Raw genomic sequence first — 16,981 nt, 5'->3', positions numbered from 1 at the left:
TATTGATTTCCTAAAATTGAAGAGAAATTAAAGCACATCCAAGCACAGTTCATCACCTGTCCTCAACTTCTTTTGTGCGAACAAAAGAAGCAAAAATCGCCGGCTGTTTAATTTTCTGTGAAAGGCAGTGCACCTACCTGCTACCCGAAAATTAAAAGGCCGGAGGATGCGGTTATCATTGTTTTGTGCTTTTGTTTTGTGTTATGTATTGATAAGTAGATATGACTATCTTAACCTATCTGCCGAGCGAACCAGCTTTTCATCGCGCTGTATGGCGCGTGCGGCCAGTATTACCAGTATAATAGCTATCGAGCTTAGGAACATACCGATGCCCATATTGCCAAACTGCAATTCAATGCCGCCTTCAACAACGCCTTTAACTGTTTGCGCCATCCAAAAGCTAAAGCCAATAATTACCAATATGGTGCTGTAGCACAATGCTATTTGCTGCTTGCGTTTTTTGTAAAAAAAGATGACCAGCGTAGGCAAAATGGCTACTACCGCAGCTAATATTTTAAGTGCTGTAAATACTATATTATAGCTTTTACCATCGGTTAATTGCTGGTAAACACCCTGTATGTTCACGTTTGATATGGTGCCGTTGATATTTACATTATTAATCAGCGGAAAAACATATAAGCCCAGCAATATCAGCGTAGCCAGAAACAGGTAAACGGTTTGTATTCTTTGTAACATATTTAAATGGAATGTGTGTAATTAACTTACGCAGCAAAGATAGAATTGTTTAATAATTGCCTGCGTTTTATTTGTAAACAAGACTTTACCCTAACCGATCAATATCCGCATAAACAATTACTACCTTTGCCTGCGTGACCACCCAACGTTACTTTATTGAACTCGCTTATGATGGTACGCGTTATCACGGCTGGCAAATACAGCCTAACGCCATAACCGTACAGGAGCTTTTGAATAAAGCGCTCAGTACAGTATTACGCCAGTCAGTTGAAACCACCGGTTGCGGCCGTACGGATACCGGGGTACACGCCACAGAGTTTTTCGCGCATTTTGAGGCGTCCATGGACCATAGACTATGGACAATGGACGGCATTGGCAAAGGCATTAACGCCATACTGCCTACTGACATCGCCATAAAAAAAATAATACCTGTACCTACCGATGCACATGCGCGGTTTGATGCCACCTTGCGCTCGTACGAGTACCGTATTCATTTTAATAAAGATCCGTTCAGGCACAATTATTCCTGGTTGGTTAAGGACAGGCCTGATATTGGGATGATGAATGAGGCGGCGAAGATTTTGATGGAATACACCGATTTTAGTTGTTTCAGTAAATCAAATACACAGGTAAAAACCAATAATTGTAAAATAAGCAGGACCGAGTGGGTGGAAAACGGCAGTGGTATTGTTTTTCATATATCAGCCGACAGGTTTTTGCGTAACATGGTTAGGGCTATAGTGGGCACGCTGATACAGGTGGGCCGCAAGATAATTGAACCCGAAGCCGTGCGCGCCATAATTGAAAGCAAAAACCGCAGCGAAGCCGGAACATCGGTACCCGCCTGCGGGTTATATTTAACAGAAGTAAAGTATCCGTTTTTGTAGAATTTCGAAATTCGAATTTTTGATTTCGGATTTTGAAAGACAGTTGATAGCGTATTAATTACAAAAAAATAAATTCGACATTGAAAATTCGAATTTCGAAATAAATATATGGCAGAAGTTACCGGAAAAGCGCTTGATTGGAAATTGCTGGGCAGGGTGATGGGGTATGTAAAACCCTATCAAACCACCTTTGTGGTTTCGTTGGTGCTTACCATTTTTTTGGCCGTGCTTGCACTTGCGCAGCCTATCCTGATCGAGAAAACGCTGGATAACCATATCGTTACCGGTAACTATAACGGGCTGGTATTTATGGTTGGCCTTATGCTGGCGCAATTGCTGGTGCAAACCGTGGCGCAGTATTACCAAACCTATTTAACCAGCGCGCTTGGGCAATCGGTTATTCGCGATCTGCGGATCGACGTATTTAACCACATTACCACCCTGCGTTTAAAGTATTTCGACCGTACACCTATTGGTATGCTGATTACCCGCACCGTGTCTGACCTGGAAACCATTGCCGATATCTTCGCCGAGGGGCTGATCTCCATTATGGGTGATATGCTGTTGCTGTTCGCTATAGTAGGCTATATGTTTTGGCAGGATTGGAAGCTGGCCTTGATAACCCTGCTGCCTATGCCGCTGTTGCTTTTGGCTACCTCAATATTTCAGTCGGCAATTAAATCCGCCTTTCAGGATGTGCGTACACAGGTGGCACAATTGAATACCTTTTTACAGGAGCATATTTCAGGCGTTAGTATTGTACAGTATTTTGCCCGGGAAGACCAGGAGTTTAGAAAGTTTAACGAGGTGAACGAAAAACACCGCGACGCGCACATCCGCAGCAACTGGTCGTACTCCATCTTTTTTCCGGTGATCGAGATATTGTTTGCCGTATGTATAGGCCTGCTGGTTTGGTATGGCTGTAAACGTATCTTAACGGATGAGCAGCTTAACTCGTTATCCGCGTCAAAACATGGTATTACAACCGGCACCATTGTAGCGTTTATTACGTTGCTTAACTTATTGTTCAGGCCCATAAGGCAACTGGCCGATAAGTTTAACACCCTACAAATGGGCATGGTGGGTGCCGACCGCATTTTCAAAGTGTTGGATACTGATGAGGTAGCGCAAAACGAAGGTTCACTAAAACCCGCCGTATTAAAGGGCGACATTCGTTTTGATAAGGTATGGTTTGCTTATAATGATGATAACTGGGTACTGAAGGATATCAGTTTTCATGTTAAGCCTGGCGAAACGCTGGCGTTGGTTGGCGCTACAGGCGCAGGCAAATCATCAACCATAAACATACTTAACCGTTTTTATGAAATAGGTAAAGGTGAGGTAAGTATAGACGGGCAAAGTCTGAACAATTACGAAGTGAACTATCTCCGCTCGCGCATTGCCACGGTAATACAGGATGTGTTTTTATTTAGCGATACCATTGCCAACAACATCAGCCTCAACAATCCGGCGATAACGCGTGAGCAGGTTATAGCTGCCGCAAAGGATGTGGGCGCGCATGAATTTATAGAGCGTTTGCCGGGAGGATATGATTATAATGTGCAGGAACGTGGCGCTACATTATCAGCAGGGCAGGCACAGCTTATCTCGTTTATTCGTGCAATGGTTTATAACCCGGCTATATTAGTTTTGGATGAAGCCACCTCATCAGTTGATACGGAAACGGAGCACCTGATACAAAACGCCATCCAAAAACTGATGCAAGGGCGTACGGCGATTGTAATAGCGCATCGCCTGTCAACCATACAAAACGCTGACAACATCATCGTGCTCGATCATGGCGAGATCAAGGAAATGGGTACACACCAGCAACTACTACGTATTGATGGCGGCTATTACCGCAAACTGTACGACCTGCAAATTAATTCAACAGGCATCAGCCGCGATATTTTATAGTATAAGTTAGTCGGGTTGCACCTGGCCTTTATCCATGCCTTCTTCGGCAGGCGGATTTTTAACCGGCTCAACAGGTTGCTCTTCATTCTCGCGCTGTTTGGCAATATTTTCCTGTTCGGGTTCATCGGCGTTATAAACCTTGTCTTCCCTTTTCTTTACAGTTTCATGCCCGTTATCATTGGGTCTGTCAGTAGGCGTGTCAGACGGTGAAGGCTTTTGATGGTCGTTTGCTGGCTTTGTCATACCATAATAAACAGGTGTTATTATATATTGTTTAAGCACAATAGGGTAATTAAAGATGCCTGATAGCGTTAATTTTTGTTAAACACAGGCAGTTGTACAGGCAAAAGAATATTTAATAACATATAAACTTTTACCTTTATAGCAGGTTTGTTAATTTCGCCACTTAGCCTTTGCACTTAGGTGCAGGGCATTAGGTATAAAACACATCAAATCTGTAAGTGATCAATGGAAGAATTTGAAGCAAGCGCATCGGCCCAGAAAACCAAATCGATATATATATCAACCGTATTTGGTTTGGCCATGGTATTATTGATGATTGGCTTACTGGGTTTGATACTGGTACATGCCAACAACCTTTCGCGCTACGTGAAGGAGAATATCGTGCTCAATATATTTGTTGATGAATCAGCCCATGAGCCTGATGTGCTTGAACTGCAAAAGCAGCTTGAAAGCAATGTAATGGTAAAGCAAACCCAATACGTTACCAAAGAGCTTGCCGCCATGCACTTGAAGGAGGACCTGGGCGAGGATTTTGTAAAATTCCTGGGTTATAACCCGCTTTCCGGCTCGCTGGATGTGTACCTCAAAGCCGATTATGCCAATAACGCAAGTATCGAAAAATTTAAAGCCACCCTGCTTAAAAACCCGTTGGTTAAAGAGGTTAAGTACCAGCAATCATTGGTTGATGATATGAATAACAACATCACCTCTATCAGTTTGGTGATCCTGGCTTTCGCGGGGATATTTATTGTAGTATCAGTAGCGCTTATTAACAACACCATCAGGCTGGCTATTTATTCGCAAAGGTTCCTGATCAAATCAATGCAATTGGTAGGGGCTACCAAATCGTTTATCCGCAAGCCTTTTATTGCCTACGGTATATGGCATGGCTTATTGGGCGGCTTAATAGCCATCATTATTTTAATGGGCACGCTGTACTTTGCCCAGATGCAGATACCTGACCTCGTCGTACTACAAAACTATACCGAATTCGGGCTGATATTTTTAGGTGTAATAGGTTTAGGCGTATTTATTTCGGGCCTGAGTACTTACCTGGCTGTAAACAGGTTTTTACGTTTAAAAATTTATCAGCTCTACCGTTAACAAAAACAATCATATCACTCCATAAAACAATTAACAATACGCATGGCACAACAACCAGCAAAACCGGTTACCGGCTTCAGGGCTGCCGCTAAAATTACCGAGCCAGAAACACCTGTGAGCTTTATTTTTAACAAGGATAATTATAAGCTGTTCATCCTTGCTATAGGCATTGTGGCCATAGGTTTTGTGCTGATGGCCGGCACTACCGATATTTACAGTACTACCAAAATTGTTATAGCACCCGTAGTTGTGCTGGCAGGCTTTGGCGTTGGGTTTTACGCTATATTACGTAACCCGGCTAACAAGGCATGATCAATATGGTGCATGTCATCATCCTCGCTATTATTGAGGGGCTGACAGAGTTTTTACCCGTATCGTCAACCGGGCACATGATCATCGCTTCATCGGCAATGGGCATCGCGTCCGATCCTTTTATCAAGCTGTTCACTATCGCCATACAATTAGGTGCTATCCTATCGGTAGTAGTGTTATATTTCAAACGTTTTTTTCAGTCAACCCGCTTTTATTTTAAGCTGATAGTAGCTTTTATACCCGCTGCTATATTTGGGTTTTTATTAAGCGATGCTATTGATAAATTGCTTGAAAGCGCTTTAACCGTAGGCATCACCTTGTTTTTAGGAGGTATTATTTTATTGTTTGTAGATAAATGGTTTAATAAACCACTAATAACTAAAGAAGAAGATATAACCTTTCCCATAGCGTTAAAGATCGGATTTTTTCAATGCCTGGCCATGATACCCGGTATGTCGCGTTCGGCTTCAACCATTATTGGCGGTATGACGCAAAAGCTTAGTCGTACCGCGGCTGCTGAGTTTTCGTTTTTTTTGGCCGTGCCTACCATGTTTGCGGCAACCGGTAAAAAACTGCTCGACTATTATAAGGATGGCCATACGTTTACCGGCGACGAAATGAAATTTATGCTGGTTGGTAACGTAGTTGCATTTGTTGTTGCTTTGCTGGCCATTCGCACCTTTATTGGTTTTTTGGAGCGCAAGGGTTTCAGGCTATTCGGTTGGTACCGCATTGTTGTAGGTGGCATCATCATCGCCTTATACCTGGGCGGCCACAACCTGGAAGTGATTTAAAAATAAATTACCCATATTTGTACTAAATAGCGATGGATGTTTATCCATCGCTATTTTTGTTAATACAATTACGTGAAAGAGAATTATACCAACATACAGGAGTTTGCCGAAGGGCAATTGCTGCTGATCAACAAGCCTTATCAGTGGACGAGCTTTGACGTGGTGGGCAAGCTGCGCAACGCCTTTAAGCCATTAAAGCTAAAGGTTGGCCATGCCGGTACGCTCGATCCGCTGGCTACGGGGCTGCTTATCATCTGCACCGGTAAAATGACCAAGCAGATCGACACCTTTCAGGCCGAAGAAAAAGAATATACCGGTACATTGGTGTTGGGTGCTACTACGCCATCATACGATATGGAAACCGAGGTTGACCAAACTTTCGATATCAGCGATATATCTGTTGAAGGTATGCGTGCGGCTTTAGGGCAATTTATTGGTACCATACAGCAATACCCGCCGGCGCATTCGGCCATTAAAATCGATGGCGAACGCCTGTACGAAAAGGCTCGACGCGGTGAGGAGGTAGAGCGCCGCGCCCGTGAGGTTACCATAGCCGAATTTGAACTGACCCGCATTGAACTGCCCGAAGTGGATTTCAGGGTAGTATGCAGCAAGGGTACTTATATCCGTTCCCTGGTGCACGATTTTGGTGCTGCCCTGGGCAATGGGGCTTACTTGTCGCGCCTACGCCGTACCCGTAGCGGAAACTTTAAAATTGAGGATGCCCGCGAAGTGATGGAAATGGTGAATATTATAAGGGATCTAAAAAATCAGGAACCTGTAGCCGAACAGTAAAATTGCTTTTATGTTACCTGTAAAAGCATCTACCTGCAAGGCTATCAATTACATTTGTGTTTAATGAAGATCTACCATCATATTGATGAATTTACCGCTATTAAAAACGCCGTGGTTACCATTGGTACTTTTGATGGCGTACATATAGGCCACCGCAAAATTATAACAGGGTTGAAGGAATTGGCCGCGGCATCCGGTGGCGAAACGGTGATCCTGACTTTCTTTCCGCATCCGCGGATGATATTGCATCCGGAGGATGAAAGCCTGAAACTGATCAATACCATACAAGAGAAGGCCGAACTGCTGGAACAGTTGGGGATAGATCACCTGATCATTACCCCGTTCTCGCGCGATTTCTCTAATCAATCTGCCGAGGAATACATACGGGAGATACTGGTAAACAAGATAGGCACCCGCAAGATCGTGATCGGCTATGACCACCGTTTTGGTAAAGACCGGCAGGGCAGCCTGGCTGATCTGCTGCGTTTAGGCCCGGTATATGGTTTTGATGTGGAGGAGATACCCGAGCAGGACATTGACGATATTGCCGTAAGCTCAACCCGTATACGTACCGCATTGCTGAATAATGATATTGAACATGCCAATTCGTTTTTGGGGTATCCGTTTTTTATCACCGGCAAGGTAATGCGCGGCGATCAGATCGGCCGTACCATAGGCTACCCAACGGCAAATATCCTGATAGAAGAACATTATAAACTTATACCGGCTGATGGTATTTTCGCGGTAAAAGTTAAGCTAAAGGACCAGGAATATAAAGGTATGGCTTACATTGGCCAACGCCCAACCATTAACGGCATTACCCGTAATATTGAGGTGAATATATTTGATTTTGATACCGAGATATATGGCGAGCAGCTACGCATGGAGTTTTATCATTACGTGCGTGGTGATATCAAATTCGCCTCGCTTGATGAACTGACCGCCCAGTTGGCTAAGGACCAGGAAGCGGTGTTGAAATTGCTTGAATAGAAGCAGTTGCATATTAATTAATTTTATAATACATTTAACATCATGGCCATTGTAAAACTGGTATGTTGAAATAAATACCAATGTCTAAGTTAAATCTCGATAAGCAGGAAAGTGAATTTTTGAACAGTGCCATTGCGCACTGGGAAAAAGAAGGCATGCTGGATGGCGAACAGGCTAAAAAACTCCGCTCGTCATACGAGGTTAAGGGGTTTGACTGGATGCGGCTGGCCAAGTATTCCTTTTGGATAGCACTGGCTTGTGGTATTATCGCTATCGGGTCGCTGATTATTAACGATACTGTTGTTAGATGGCTGCAGCAATTATATTACACACCTGATATTGTAATTAGTATTATTGCCGGTACAGCCGCGGGTATCTTCTATCAGCAGGGCCGCAGGCGCGAACGTATACACCCCGAACAGGTTTTTAGTAATGAAGCGCTGATATTTACCGGTGTGTTGTTTACCGCGTGTTGTATTGCCTACCTGGGCAAAACGTTTGATAATGGTTCGGGGCATTATTCATTGCTTTTTCTGTTATCGGTATTTATATATGGCTTTTTGGCCTGGCGTATGGATTCGAGCTTGATATGGCTGTTCTCACTGATATCCCTTGGTAGCTGGTTCGGTACCGAAACCGGTTATCAAACCCGTTGGGCTGATTACTTTTTGGGCATGAACTATCCGCTGCGCTTTGTAGTGTTTGGTGCCTTGCTGGTAGCGGTTGTTTACCTGCTCCGCTCAAAAAAATGGTTCGAGCGGTTTTGGGAGCTTACGTATGTCGTAGGCTTGTTATACCTTTTTCTTTCCCTGTGGATGCTGAGTATATTTGGTAATTACGGTAACGTTGATGCCTGGTATCAGATCAGACAGATCAGCCTGTATTACTGGGGTATTATTTCGGCGGTTATCGCGGGTGGCTTTTTATGGCAGGGGCTTAGAAATAAGGACACCATAGCCCGCGAGTTCGGTATCACCTTTTTGCTGATATTCATCTACACCAAGTACGTGGAGTACCTTTGGGATCATATAGATCATACTATATTTTTTGCCATACTTGGGCTTTCTTTCTGGCTCATTGGCCGTAAGGCCGAACGGATCTGGAACATCCGCAGCGCGGAAGATAAAAAGCACGATAATGTTATTAATGCATAAATGAAAAAGGGACGCTATAATCATCCCTTTTTCATTTACCTATCTTTTTTACTTAGCTCTGTATAGCATCCTCATGTATGCCTTCGGCTATTTCTTCAATGGTTTTACGGTTAAAAGCATCCAGGTCATCCGGCGTACGGCTGGTTACCAGTCCTTTGTCGCTCACTACTTCCTGGTCTATCCATTCAGCACCGGCGTTCTTTAAATCAGTTTCCAGTGATGGGTAGGAGGTTAGCGTACGGCCTTTTATTAAACCGGTTTCAATTAATAATTGCGGGCCGTGGCAAATAGCGGCTACGGGTTTGCCCTCATCTAAAAATGCTGATGCAAAAGCCACCGCATCTTTATTCAGGCGCAGTTTATCGGGGTTAAGTACACCGCCCGGTAATACCAGCGCGTCATAATCATCCGGACTGGCATTGCTCAATTCAACGTCAACATCTACTTCTATGCCCCAGTCGGTATTGTTCCATGCTTTTATTTTGCCGCTTTTGGGCGATATGATATGTACGGTAGCACCTACGGCTTCCAGCGCTTCCTTAGGGCTGGTTAACTCCACTTGCTCAAAACCTTCTTCGGTAAGGATAGCCACCTTACGATTACTTAATGTTGCCATAATAGCTGTATTTTTTAATTTGTAATAAACTTAATTAACTAAAGTAATTACAGGCAACAGGCAATAATAGTTTTAAACTTTCTTAATTTGGCGGCTCAATATCACCCTGCCATGACGAAGAGATACATCATCATGTTTATTATTTACACCGCTATAATGGCCGGTGTTTACACTGTTATATTTGATCAGCAATTTACGGTAGCCTTTATTAAGAGTGTAATAGCGGGTGTGCTGTTTGTAGGCATATACCACCTGCTTACCCGCTGGCTGAGTAAACGCAGCCAGGGTTCATAAAAAAGGGATAACCAACCGGCTATCCCTTTTTTATATTTCAAGTCCCCCCTTTGGGGAGATTTAGAGGGGTCTACGCCTCTACCGCGTTCCCTATCAAATTTTTAGCAGCTAAATACTCCGCAATCTGCACCGCATTGGTAGCCGCGCCTTTGCGCAGATTATCTGATACGATCCAGCAGTTCAGGGTATTGTCCTGTGTCTCGTCACGACGGATGCGGCCTACAAAAACCTCGTCCTTGTCATGCGCGTCAAGCGGCATCGGGTATTTCAGGTTGGCGGTATCATCAACCACTACCACGCCCGGCGCAGCGGCTAACAGTTCACGAACTTCGGCCAAATCAAAATCATTCACAAACTCAATGTTTACCGACTCGGAGTGGCCGCCCATTACCGGGATACGCACGGTAGTAGCCGTAACCTTAATACTGTCATCGCCCATTATTTTTTTAGTCTCGAGGATCATTTTCATCTCCTCTTTAGTATAACCGTTCTCGGTAAACACGTCAATCTGCGGAATCACGTTCAGGTCAATAGTATATGGGTATGCCATTGGGCCTTCAACGCCGTTACGCTCGTTAAACAACTGGTCAACCGCTTTAACACCGGTACCGGTTACCGATTGGTAGGTTGATACCACCACGCGTTTAATTTTATATTTATCGTGCAGTGGTTTTAAAGCTACTACCATTTGTATGGTTGAGCAATTCGGGTTAGCTATAATTTTATCTTCGGGGGTTAATACATCGGCATTAACTTCGGGCACAACCAGTTTTTTGGTTGGGTCCATACGCCAGGCTGATGAGTTATCAACTACCGTGATACCGGCCTCGGCAAATAAAGGTGCCTGGGCCAATGAAGTACTGCCGCCTGCTGAAAATAAAGCAAGATCCGGCTTCTGTTTAATCGCATCCTCAACAGAAACCACCTTATACTGCTTACCCTTAAAAGTGATCTCTTTACCAATACTTTTTTCTGAAGCTACGGGGATTAATTCTGTTACCGGGAAGTTGCGTTCTTCAAGAACCTGCAACATTTTAGTGCCCACTAAACCAGTGGCACCTACTACTGCGATTTTCATTGTTTTAAAAAATTGTTTTTGTGAAGATGGTATGGATGCAACACAACATCTTCTGTTTGTTGAATAAAATAGTGTAACTGGGTCAGTTAACAAATTCAAATATCAGCAAAAAAACTCATAAATGCTGATTGTTTGGCTAATAACATTTGATAATACGTTTTACCAATGTTATCACAATTCTATTTTTTACATTTGCGGCATATTAACACCTGATGACCGAAATGATTTTAGTAATTGGTGCCAACGGGCAAATTGGCACCGAACTGGTAACCGCTTTACGTACACAACATGGCGATGGCCAGGTTATCGCGTCTGACCTTCATCCGCCAAAAAACGCCGGCAGCAACGGCCCCTTTGAGCAGGCAAGTGTAACAGATGCGGCTGCTGTACGCGCCATATTTGAAAAGTATAAACCAACCCAGGTTTATTTGCTGGCAGCTATATTATCTGCCGTAGGCGAACAAAAGCCAAAGCTTGCCTGGGATTTGAACATGAACGGTTTGCTAAATGTGCTTGACCTTGCTGTTGAGTTTAAAGTAGCCAAGGTTTTTTGGCCAAGTTCTATAGCGGTATTCGGCCCTAATTCACCAAAACAAAACACCCCGCAATATTGCGTAATGGATCCAAACAGCGTTTACGGTTTCAGCAAGCTGGCGGGTGAGCGCTGGTGCGAATATTATTTCGAAAAATACGGGCTGGATGTACGCAGCATCCGTTATCCTGGCTTAATAGGCTGGAAAGCCGCGCCTGGCGGCGGTACTACTGATTACGCCGTGCATATTTTCCACGAAGCGTTGGCAAAAGGTGAATACCAAAGCTTTCTATCCGCAGATACGGAATTGCCGATGATGCACATGGATGATGCTATTCGCGCTACCATTGGTTTGATGGATGCCCCGGCTGAAAACCTTACCATCCGCTCATCATACAATCTGGCCGGTGTAAGCTTTACTCCGGAGCAATTAAACGAGGAGATCAAAAAACATATTCCCGACTTTAAATTATCTTATTCAGAAAACGATCCGCGGCAGGCTATTGCCGATAGCTGGCCAAAATCAATTGACGATAGCCAGGCACAACAGGACTGGGGCTGGCACACGGAATTTGACTTGCCCCGCTTGGTTGAAGATATGTTATTGAATTTGAGGAAAGTAAAATAAATAGTCCCGGCTTTTAAGTTAAATATCGTTATTTCAAACTCAAGTTAAAATAGGGGTTTGGAATAACCATATTTATTCATATCTTTGCGCCCGATTTGGCAATGTCGCCAAGTACGTTATTTAAATTCATGAACCCATTTATTCAACTGGGAATCCGTCATGATATTGTTAATGCCATCTCTGAGTTAGGATTTGAAAATCCTACGCCAATCCAGGAACAGTCAATTCCGGTATTGTTAACAGGCAGCAACGATTTTGTCGGATTAGCCCAAACCGGGACCGGTAAAACTGCTGCTTTTGGCTTGCCATTATTAGAGCTACTGGACTTCGACGAAAACTATCCGCAAGCGCTTGTTTTATGCCCAACTCGCGAGCTTTGTTTACAAATTACTAACGACATTAAAAACTACGCAAAAAACGTTAAAAACGTTAATGTGGTAGCGGTTTATGGCGGTGCAAGTATTTCTGACCAGTTACGTCAGATTAAACGCGGTGTGCAGATTGTTGTTGCTACACCTGGCCGTATGCTTGACATTATTAACCGTAAGGCGATTGATTTTTCGCAGGTTAAATATGTAGTGCTGGATGAAGCTGATGAAATGCTCAACATGGGCTTTCAGGAAGACATTGACAGTATATTATCGACCACGCCGGACGATAAAAAAACATGGCTGTTTTCAGCTACCATGCCTTCTGAGGTTAGAAGGATTGCAAAAAAATACATGACAGATCCGTTCGAGCTTACCATGGGTGAAAAAAACACCGGTAACGTGAACATTGAGCATGAGTACTATGTAGTGCGCGCACGTGATAAATATGCCGCATTTAAACGCATTGTTGATTTTAACCCTGAGATTTTCGGTATCGTATTTTGCCGTACCAAAATTGAAACTCAGGAAATTGCCGAGGCCCTGATAAAAGACGGTTACAATGCCGACTCTTTACACGGTGACCTTTCGCAGCAACAACGCGATAAGGTAATGAAACGCTACCGCGAGCGCAGCCTGCAATTATTAATTGCTACTGACGTTGCCGCACGTGGTATTGACGTTAATGATGTTACACACGTTATTAACTACTCATTGCCTGATGAGATAGAGAACTATACACACCGTAGCGGCCGTACAGCACGTGCCGGTAAAACAGGTGTATCTATCGCCATAATCCACGGTAAAGAATTGGGTAAAATTCGCCAGATTGAGCGTGTTATCGGTAAAAAGTTTGTTAAAGCTGAAATACCAACAGGCTTTGATGTTTGCGAAAAACAATTATTTGCCCTGGTACACAAGGTACATAATGTTGAAGTGAATGAGCAGCAAATTGAGCAGTACATTCCGCGCATTATGGCTGAGTTTGAAGATTTGAGCAAAGAAGAGATCATCAAACGTTTTGCTTCGCTTGAGTTTAACCGCTTTTTGGATTACTACAAAAATGCTCCTGACCTGAATGCCGCGTTTGAAGACAGGCCTTCAAGAGACGGCGCGCAAGGTGACCGTGGCAGCCGTGGTATGCGTTCAGACTATACCCGTTTGTTCATCAACTTAGGCTCGGTAGACGAGTTTAACCGTGGCGACCTGTTGGGTTACATTTGTAACAATACCAAGATCAGCGGCCGTACCGTAGGTAAAATTGATGTTAAAGGTGTTTACTCTTTCTTTGAAGTAGGCAACGATGACGTAGATAAAGTGTTTGAAGGCTTTAAAAGCGTTGAATTTAACGGTCGCCCGGTACGTATTGAAGTATCAGGAGACGGTGGCGGCGGCGAGCGTCGTGGCGGTGGTTCAGGCTACAAAAAACGCGAAGGTGGCGGTGGTTTCCGCGAGCGCGGTGGCGAACGTCGTGACGGTGGTTCAAAAAGTGGCGGCGGTTTCCGCGATTTTTCCGGCAAACGCCGTGAAGACCGTACCGAACGCCGTAAACGTTATTAATATTTAATAACAAGATATAGCTGCTCATTTAGTAAAGTGGGTGAGCAGTATTTTTTAGTTGGTTTAGTTTGACGAGCCCTTTTGCGATAAGCGAAAGGGCTTTGTTGTTTAAGGCTATTAAATTATTGTTGCAGTAAATAATATTCTATATTTTCATTTAAATTGCAAAATATTCATAACCACTTATTTCTCAATATAAAAATACCGATACCGCTGCATGAAACGCCTTTTACCGGCAATAGTATATTGCTTTATATCTGTTTTATTAGCCGGTGAGGCATTTGCACAGCGTAACCTGGTAAATGATATACAAAGAAAAAATCTCGAAAGCTTTTCAAAACAGTTAGCGGCATCCTACGCTTCCGGAAAGCAAAGGGCCCTGGCTTTAGCGCCATCAAAAAACTGGGTAATCCGTAAAGTAACCACGGGCGGCAGGATAATAGCACTGCAAGGGGTAAATAGCTTAGGCTTCCCCCGCTTTTTACGTACCAGCAATACCGAGGCGGCGGCAGCTACACGTACCAATACGGTACAGCCCGGTGGTGAACTGGGTTTGGATCTTTCGGGCACAAGTACAACCCTGTCTAAGAAATTGGCTATATGGGATGGCGGCACCGTTTACCGCAACCACCAGGAATTTTCCGGTAAAAATATTACCATAGGGGTTAACCAAACCGGTGCCGTTGAACATACTACCCACGTTGCTGGTACCCTGATCGCCAGGGGCGTTAATCCGGTAGCTCAGGGTATGGCTTTCGGGTTGAATACCTTACAGTCGTTTGATTTTGATGATGATGTTGCCGAGATCAGCAGCAATGCCGCCGGATTACTGGTATCAAACCACTCGTATGGTGATATTGCCGGTTGGGATTTTGATAATGGCCGCTGGACCTGGTATGGCCTGCCCGGTGATGATGAAGATTACCTGTTCGGGTTTTATGACGAACGCGCCCAGGCTTGGGATAAAATAGCTTTTGAAGCACCGTACTACCTGATTGTGGAATCGGCAGGTAACAGCCATGCCTATACCGGGCCATCAGTAGGTTCAACCTATTATGGTTATGCGAGCCGCACCGATCAAAGCATTGTGGAAAAAGGGCCGCGCCCGGCAAACATCAGCAGCAATGAGGCTTATGATGTGGTATCAACAACCGGCAACGCCAAAAATATACTTACCGTGGGCTCAGTAAACCGGCCTTCGTCAAATGGAAATTATACTGTATCCAGCTTTAGCAGTTGGGGCCCTACTGATGATGGGCGGGTAAAGCCGGATATTATGGGTATGGGCTCAGCGGTGGTATCAACATCGGCATCGGGCTCAAGTGCATACAGTACCTTATCCGGCACATCAATGGCATCGCCCAATGTATCAGGCTCCATAATTTTATTACAGGAGTACTATGCACAATTGCATAACGATAGCGCCATGCGCGCCGCCACCCTTAAAGCCCTGGTATGCCATACCGCTTTTGACGCGGGTAACGCCGGGCCTGACTATATTTACGGCTGGGGTGTGCTTGATATGCGTAGCGCCGCGCAAACTATTACCAATAATGGCACAAGTACCTACATCCGCCAAAGTACACTGCAACAGGCACAGGTTGAAAGTTATACATTGATAGCAACCGGCAATGGCCCGTTATGGGCAACCATATCATGGACTGACCATGAAGGTACGGTAGCGGCTGCGGGCACACTTAACGAACGCTTGCCCAAATTGGTAAATGACCTGGATGTGCGCATCAGCAGCAGCGCGACTGGTGTGGTGAACCCCTGGGTGCTTGACCCGGCAAACCCGGCATCGGCAGCAATAAGGGGTGATAATGTGGTTGATAACGTGGAGCAGGTATACATTCCGGCAGCCGTTGCCGGTGAAACATACACCGTATCCATATCCAATAAAGGTATACTGCGTACCGGCAGGCAGAATTATTCGCTGATTATATCAGGCGGGCGCATCTCCCAAACCAATATCACAAATCCCGGCGAAGGTCTTACGGTATACCCTGTGCCCGCAAGTGAGTACATCAATGCCATGCTAAACATTAAGGCAGCAGGCAGCGTACGTGTACAGTTAATAGATATAAGCGGCAGGATAGTTTATGATAACAGCCGGGCAGTTCAGCCGGGTAATTTTAACACCCAGATAGGGGTAACAAACCTGGCCTCGGGTACCTATGTATTAAGGTTAACAGCCGGAAGCCAGGTTGAATCAAGAAAGGTATTGTTAGTAAGGGCTAACTAAAAGGTATATTTTATACCCAGGCCCGGTGCCAGGTCAAAGAAGGGGCCTGCAAGTTCTACGCGTGGGTTAAGGTCAAGGCTTATACCAATAGGTGAGTTGGGAATAACATATTCTAAACCCAGTACGCCGTCAGCGCCTATCAATAGTTTGCTATCCTCAAAAACCTCATCGCCGCCAAGTTTTTTGTATTTGCCCGCGCCAACCGAGCCGGCGTGCGCGCCAAAGCCATAGTAAAATTTTAGTTTATCCGTATTAAATGCCGGTTGATGGATCTCATATAAGCCGGTTATCACCAGTCCGCCACGCCTGATACCCAAAATGCCTTCAAGCGCTGTGCTCTCATTGGTAAAATGCTTTACGGAAATGCCGTTCTCGTATCCGCCGAATTTAGCGCCAACAGCGGTGCTGTAATCCTGCGCTTTGGCAGTATCTGCAACAAATAATAATGTTAATGCCGAAATTAAAAGTAATAGTGTTTTCCTCATCGAATGCTGAATTGTTTCTGCAAATAAACGGCATATTAAATGTTTTATGTTGCCACGATGCAAAAAACAGCTTTTTCTATAGCTAAACGGGTAGTTTACAGTTCAAAATCTTTAAACGGCCGGTAATTTAAAACCGGTCAATTGATTCTATGAGTTTCATTTTTAACAGATAGCGTATTTGCTTATTGATGATATAAAAGATGATGCGGTCATTAAACTCACTATAACTCATACTCTATTCAATGTGATGAGGTTTGTAAATATTGGAGGGTAATGAATTATA

General features: G+C 44.3%; 17 protein-coding genes. 12 read left to right on the top strand and 5 right to left on the bottom strand.

Annotated features, from left to right (window positions below; all coding sequences use genetic code 11):
• Positions 1 to 225: 225 nt before the first annotated feature.
• A complete protein-coding gene (locus AC3WJC_RS16015) occupies positions 226 to 696 on the bottom strand; it encodes a DUF4293 domain-containing protein (protein WP_492400123.1) in 471 nt (156 codons plus the stop codon).
• Between the two features lie 134 nt (positions 697 to 830).
• On the opposite strand from AC3WJC_RS16015, the gene truA reads away from it, so the two are divergent.
• Together truA and AC3WJC_RS16005 are read left to right on the top strand one after the other, a co-directional pair.
• Positions 831 to 1,583 (top strand): tRNA pseudouridine(38-40) synthase TruA, encoded by a 753-nt coding sequence (gene truA / locus AC3WJC_RS16010; RefSeq protein WP_492400122.1) that lies wholly within the window; start codon positions 831 to 833, stop codon positions 1,581 to 1,583.
• Positions 1,584 to 1,691: 108 nt separating this feature from the next.
• Positions 1,692 to 3,500, top strand: a complete 1,809-nt coding sequence (locus AC3WJC_RS16005) for an ABC transporter ATP-binding protein (protein ID WP_492400121.1) — start codon at positions 1,692 to 1,694, stop codon at positions 3,498 to 3,500.
• Between the two features lie 6 nt (positions 3,501 to 3,506).
• Here AC3WJC_RS16005 and AC3WJC_RS16000 read toward each other — a convergent pair whose 3' ends face one another.
• The gene (locus tag AC3WJC_RS16000; RefSeq protein WP_492400120.1) at positions 3,507 to 3,743 is read right to left on the bottom strand and encodes a hypothetical protein; all 237 of its coding nucleotides are present in this window, start codon (positions 3,741 to 3,743) and stop codon (positions 3,507 to 3,509) included.
• Between the two features lie 225 nt (positions 3,744 to 3,968).
• Between AC3WJC_RS16000 and AC3WJC_RS15995 the strand changes: the two genes are divergently transcribed.
• The 6 genes from AC3WJC_RS15995 to AC3WJC_RS15970 all read left to right on the top strand — a co-directional run bounded on the left by AC3WJC_RS15995 (position 3,969) and on the right by AC3WJC_RS15970 (position 8,892).
• Positions 3,969 to 4,847: a cell division protein FtsX gene (locus AC3WJC_RS15995; protein ID WP_492400119.1), complete on the top strand. Its 879-nt coding sequence runs from the start codon at positions 3,969 to 3,971 to the stop codon at positions 4,845 to 4,847.
• 42 nt (positions 4,848 to 4,889) lie between these two features.
• Positions 4,890 to 5,159, top strand: a complete 270-nt coding sequence (locus tag AC3WJC_RS15990; protein ID WP_492400118.1) for a DUF3098 domain-containing protein — start codon at positions 4,890 to 4,892, stop codon at positions 5,157 to 5,159.
• Positions 5,159 to 5,953, top strand: coding sequence for an undecaprenyl-diphosphate phosphatase (locus AC3WJC_RS15985; protein WP_492400843.1), 795 nt, complete (start codon positions 5,159 to 5,161; stop codon positions 5,951 to 5,953). Before AC3WJC_RS15990 ends, AC3WJC_RS15985 begins: the two co-directional genes overlap by 1 nt.
• A gap of 72 nt (positions 5,954 to 6,025) precedes the next feature.
• Entirely contained in the window at positions 6,026 to 6,748 is a 723-nt protein-coding gene (gene truB, locus AC3WJC_RS15980; protein WP_492400117.1) for a tRNA pseudouridine(55) synthase TruB, read from the top strand.
• A gap of 63 nt (positions 6,749 to 6,811) precedes the next feature.
• On the top strand, positions 6,812 to 7,738 hold the full coding sequence (locus AC3WJC_RS15975) for a bifunctional riboflavin kinase/FAD synthetase (protein WP_492400116.1): 927 nt from the start codon (positions 6,812 to 6,814) through the stop codon (positions 7,736 to 7,738).
• 80 nt (positions 7,739 to 7,818) lie between these two features.
• On the top strand, positions 7,819 to 8,892 hold the full coding sequence (locus tag AC3WJC_RS15970; protein WP_492400115.1) for a DUF2157 domain-containing protein: 1,074 nt from the start codon (positions 7,819 to 7,821) through the stop codon (positions 8,890 to 8,892).
• Between the two features lie 52 nt (positions 8,893 to 8,944).
• On the opposite strand, the gene AC3WJC_RS15965 is transcribed toward AC3WJC_RS15970, so the two are convergent.
• A complete protein-coding gene (locus tag AC3WJC_RS15965) occupies positions 8,945 to 9,508 on the bottom strand; it encodes a type 1 glutamine amidotransferase domain-containing protein (RefSeq protein ID WP_492400114.1) in 564 nt (187 codons plus the stop codon).
• 111 nt (positions 9,509 to 9,619) lie between these two features.
• Here AC3WJC_RS15965 and AC3WJC_RS15960 point away from each other — a divergent pair, with 111 nt between their 5' ends.
• Positions 9,620 to 9,802, top strand: a complete 183-nt coding sequence (locus AC3WJC_RS15960) for a hypothetical protein (RefSeq protein ID WP_492400113.1) — start codon at positions 9,620 to 9,622, stop codon at positions 9,800 to 9,802.
• 70 nt (positions 9,803 to 9,872) lie between these two features.
• Here AC3WJC_RS15960 and AC3WJC_RS15955 read toward each other — a convergent pair whose 3' ends face one another.
• On the bottom strand, positions 9,873 to 10,880 hold the full coding sequence (locus tag AC3WJC_RS15955) for an aspartate-semialdehyde dehydrogenase (RefSeq protein ID WP_492400112.1): 1,008 nt from the start codon (positions 10,878 to 10,880) through the stop codon (positions 9,873 to 9,875).
• A gap of 212 nt (positions 10,881 to 11,092) precedes the next feature.
• On the opposite strand from AC3WJC_RS15955, the gene AC3WJC_RS15950 reads away from it, so the two are divergent.
• From AC3WJC_RS15950 to AC3WJC_RS15940, 3 genes are all read left to right on the top strand, one after another.
• A complete protein-coding gene (locus tag AC3WJC_RS15950; RefSeq protein ID WP_492400111.1) occupies positions 11,093 to 12,040 on the top strand; it encodes an NAD-dependent epimerase/dehydratase family protein in 948 nt (315 codons plus the stop codon).
• Positions 12,041 to 12,168: 128 nt separating this feature from the next.
• The gene (locus AC3WJC_RS15945) at positions 12,169 to 13,968 is read left to right on the top strand and encodes a DEAD/DEAH box helicase (protein ID WP_492400110.1); all 1,800 of its coding nucleotides are present in this window, start codon (positions 12,169 to 12,171) and stop codon (positions 13,966 to 13,968) included.
• A gap of 217 nt (positions 13,969 to 14,185) precedes the next feature.
• Entirely contained in the window at positions 14,186 to 16,213 is a 2,028-nt protein-coding gene (locus AC3WJC_RS15940) for a S8 family serine peptidase (protein WP_492400109.1), read from the top strand.
• On the opposite strand, the gene AC3WJC_RS15935 is transcribed toward AC3WJC_RS15940, so the two are convergent.
• A complete protein-coding gene (locus tag AC3WJC_RS15935; RefSeq protein ID WP_492400108.1) occupies positions 16,210 to 16,698 on the bottom strand; it encodes a hypothetical protein in 489 nt (162 codons plus the stop codon). The two genes, AC3WJC_RS15940 and AC3WJC_RS15935, sit on opposite strands and share 4 nt — an antisense overlap.
• Between the last annotated feature and the right edge of the window lie 283 nt (positions 16,699 to 16,981).

Source organism: Mucilaginibacter sp. FW306-07-L, assembly GCF_058782065.1.
The sequence above is the reverse complement of the archived record's forward strand: the minus strand, read 5'-3'. Positions and strand labels throughout refer to the sequence as shown.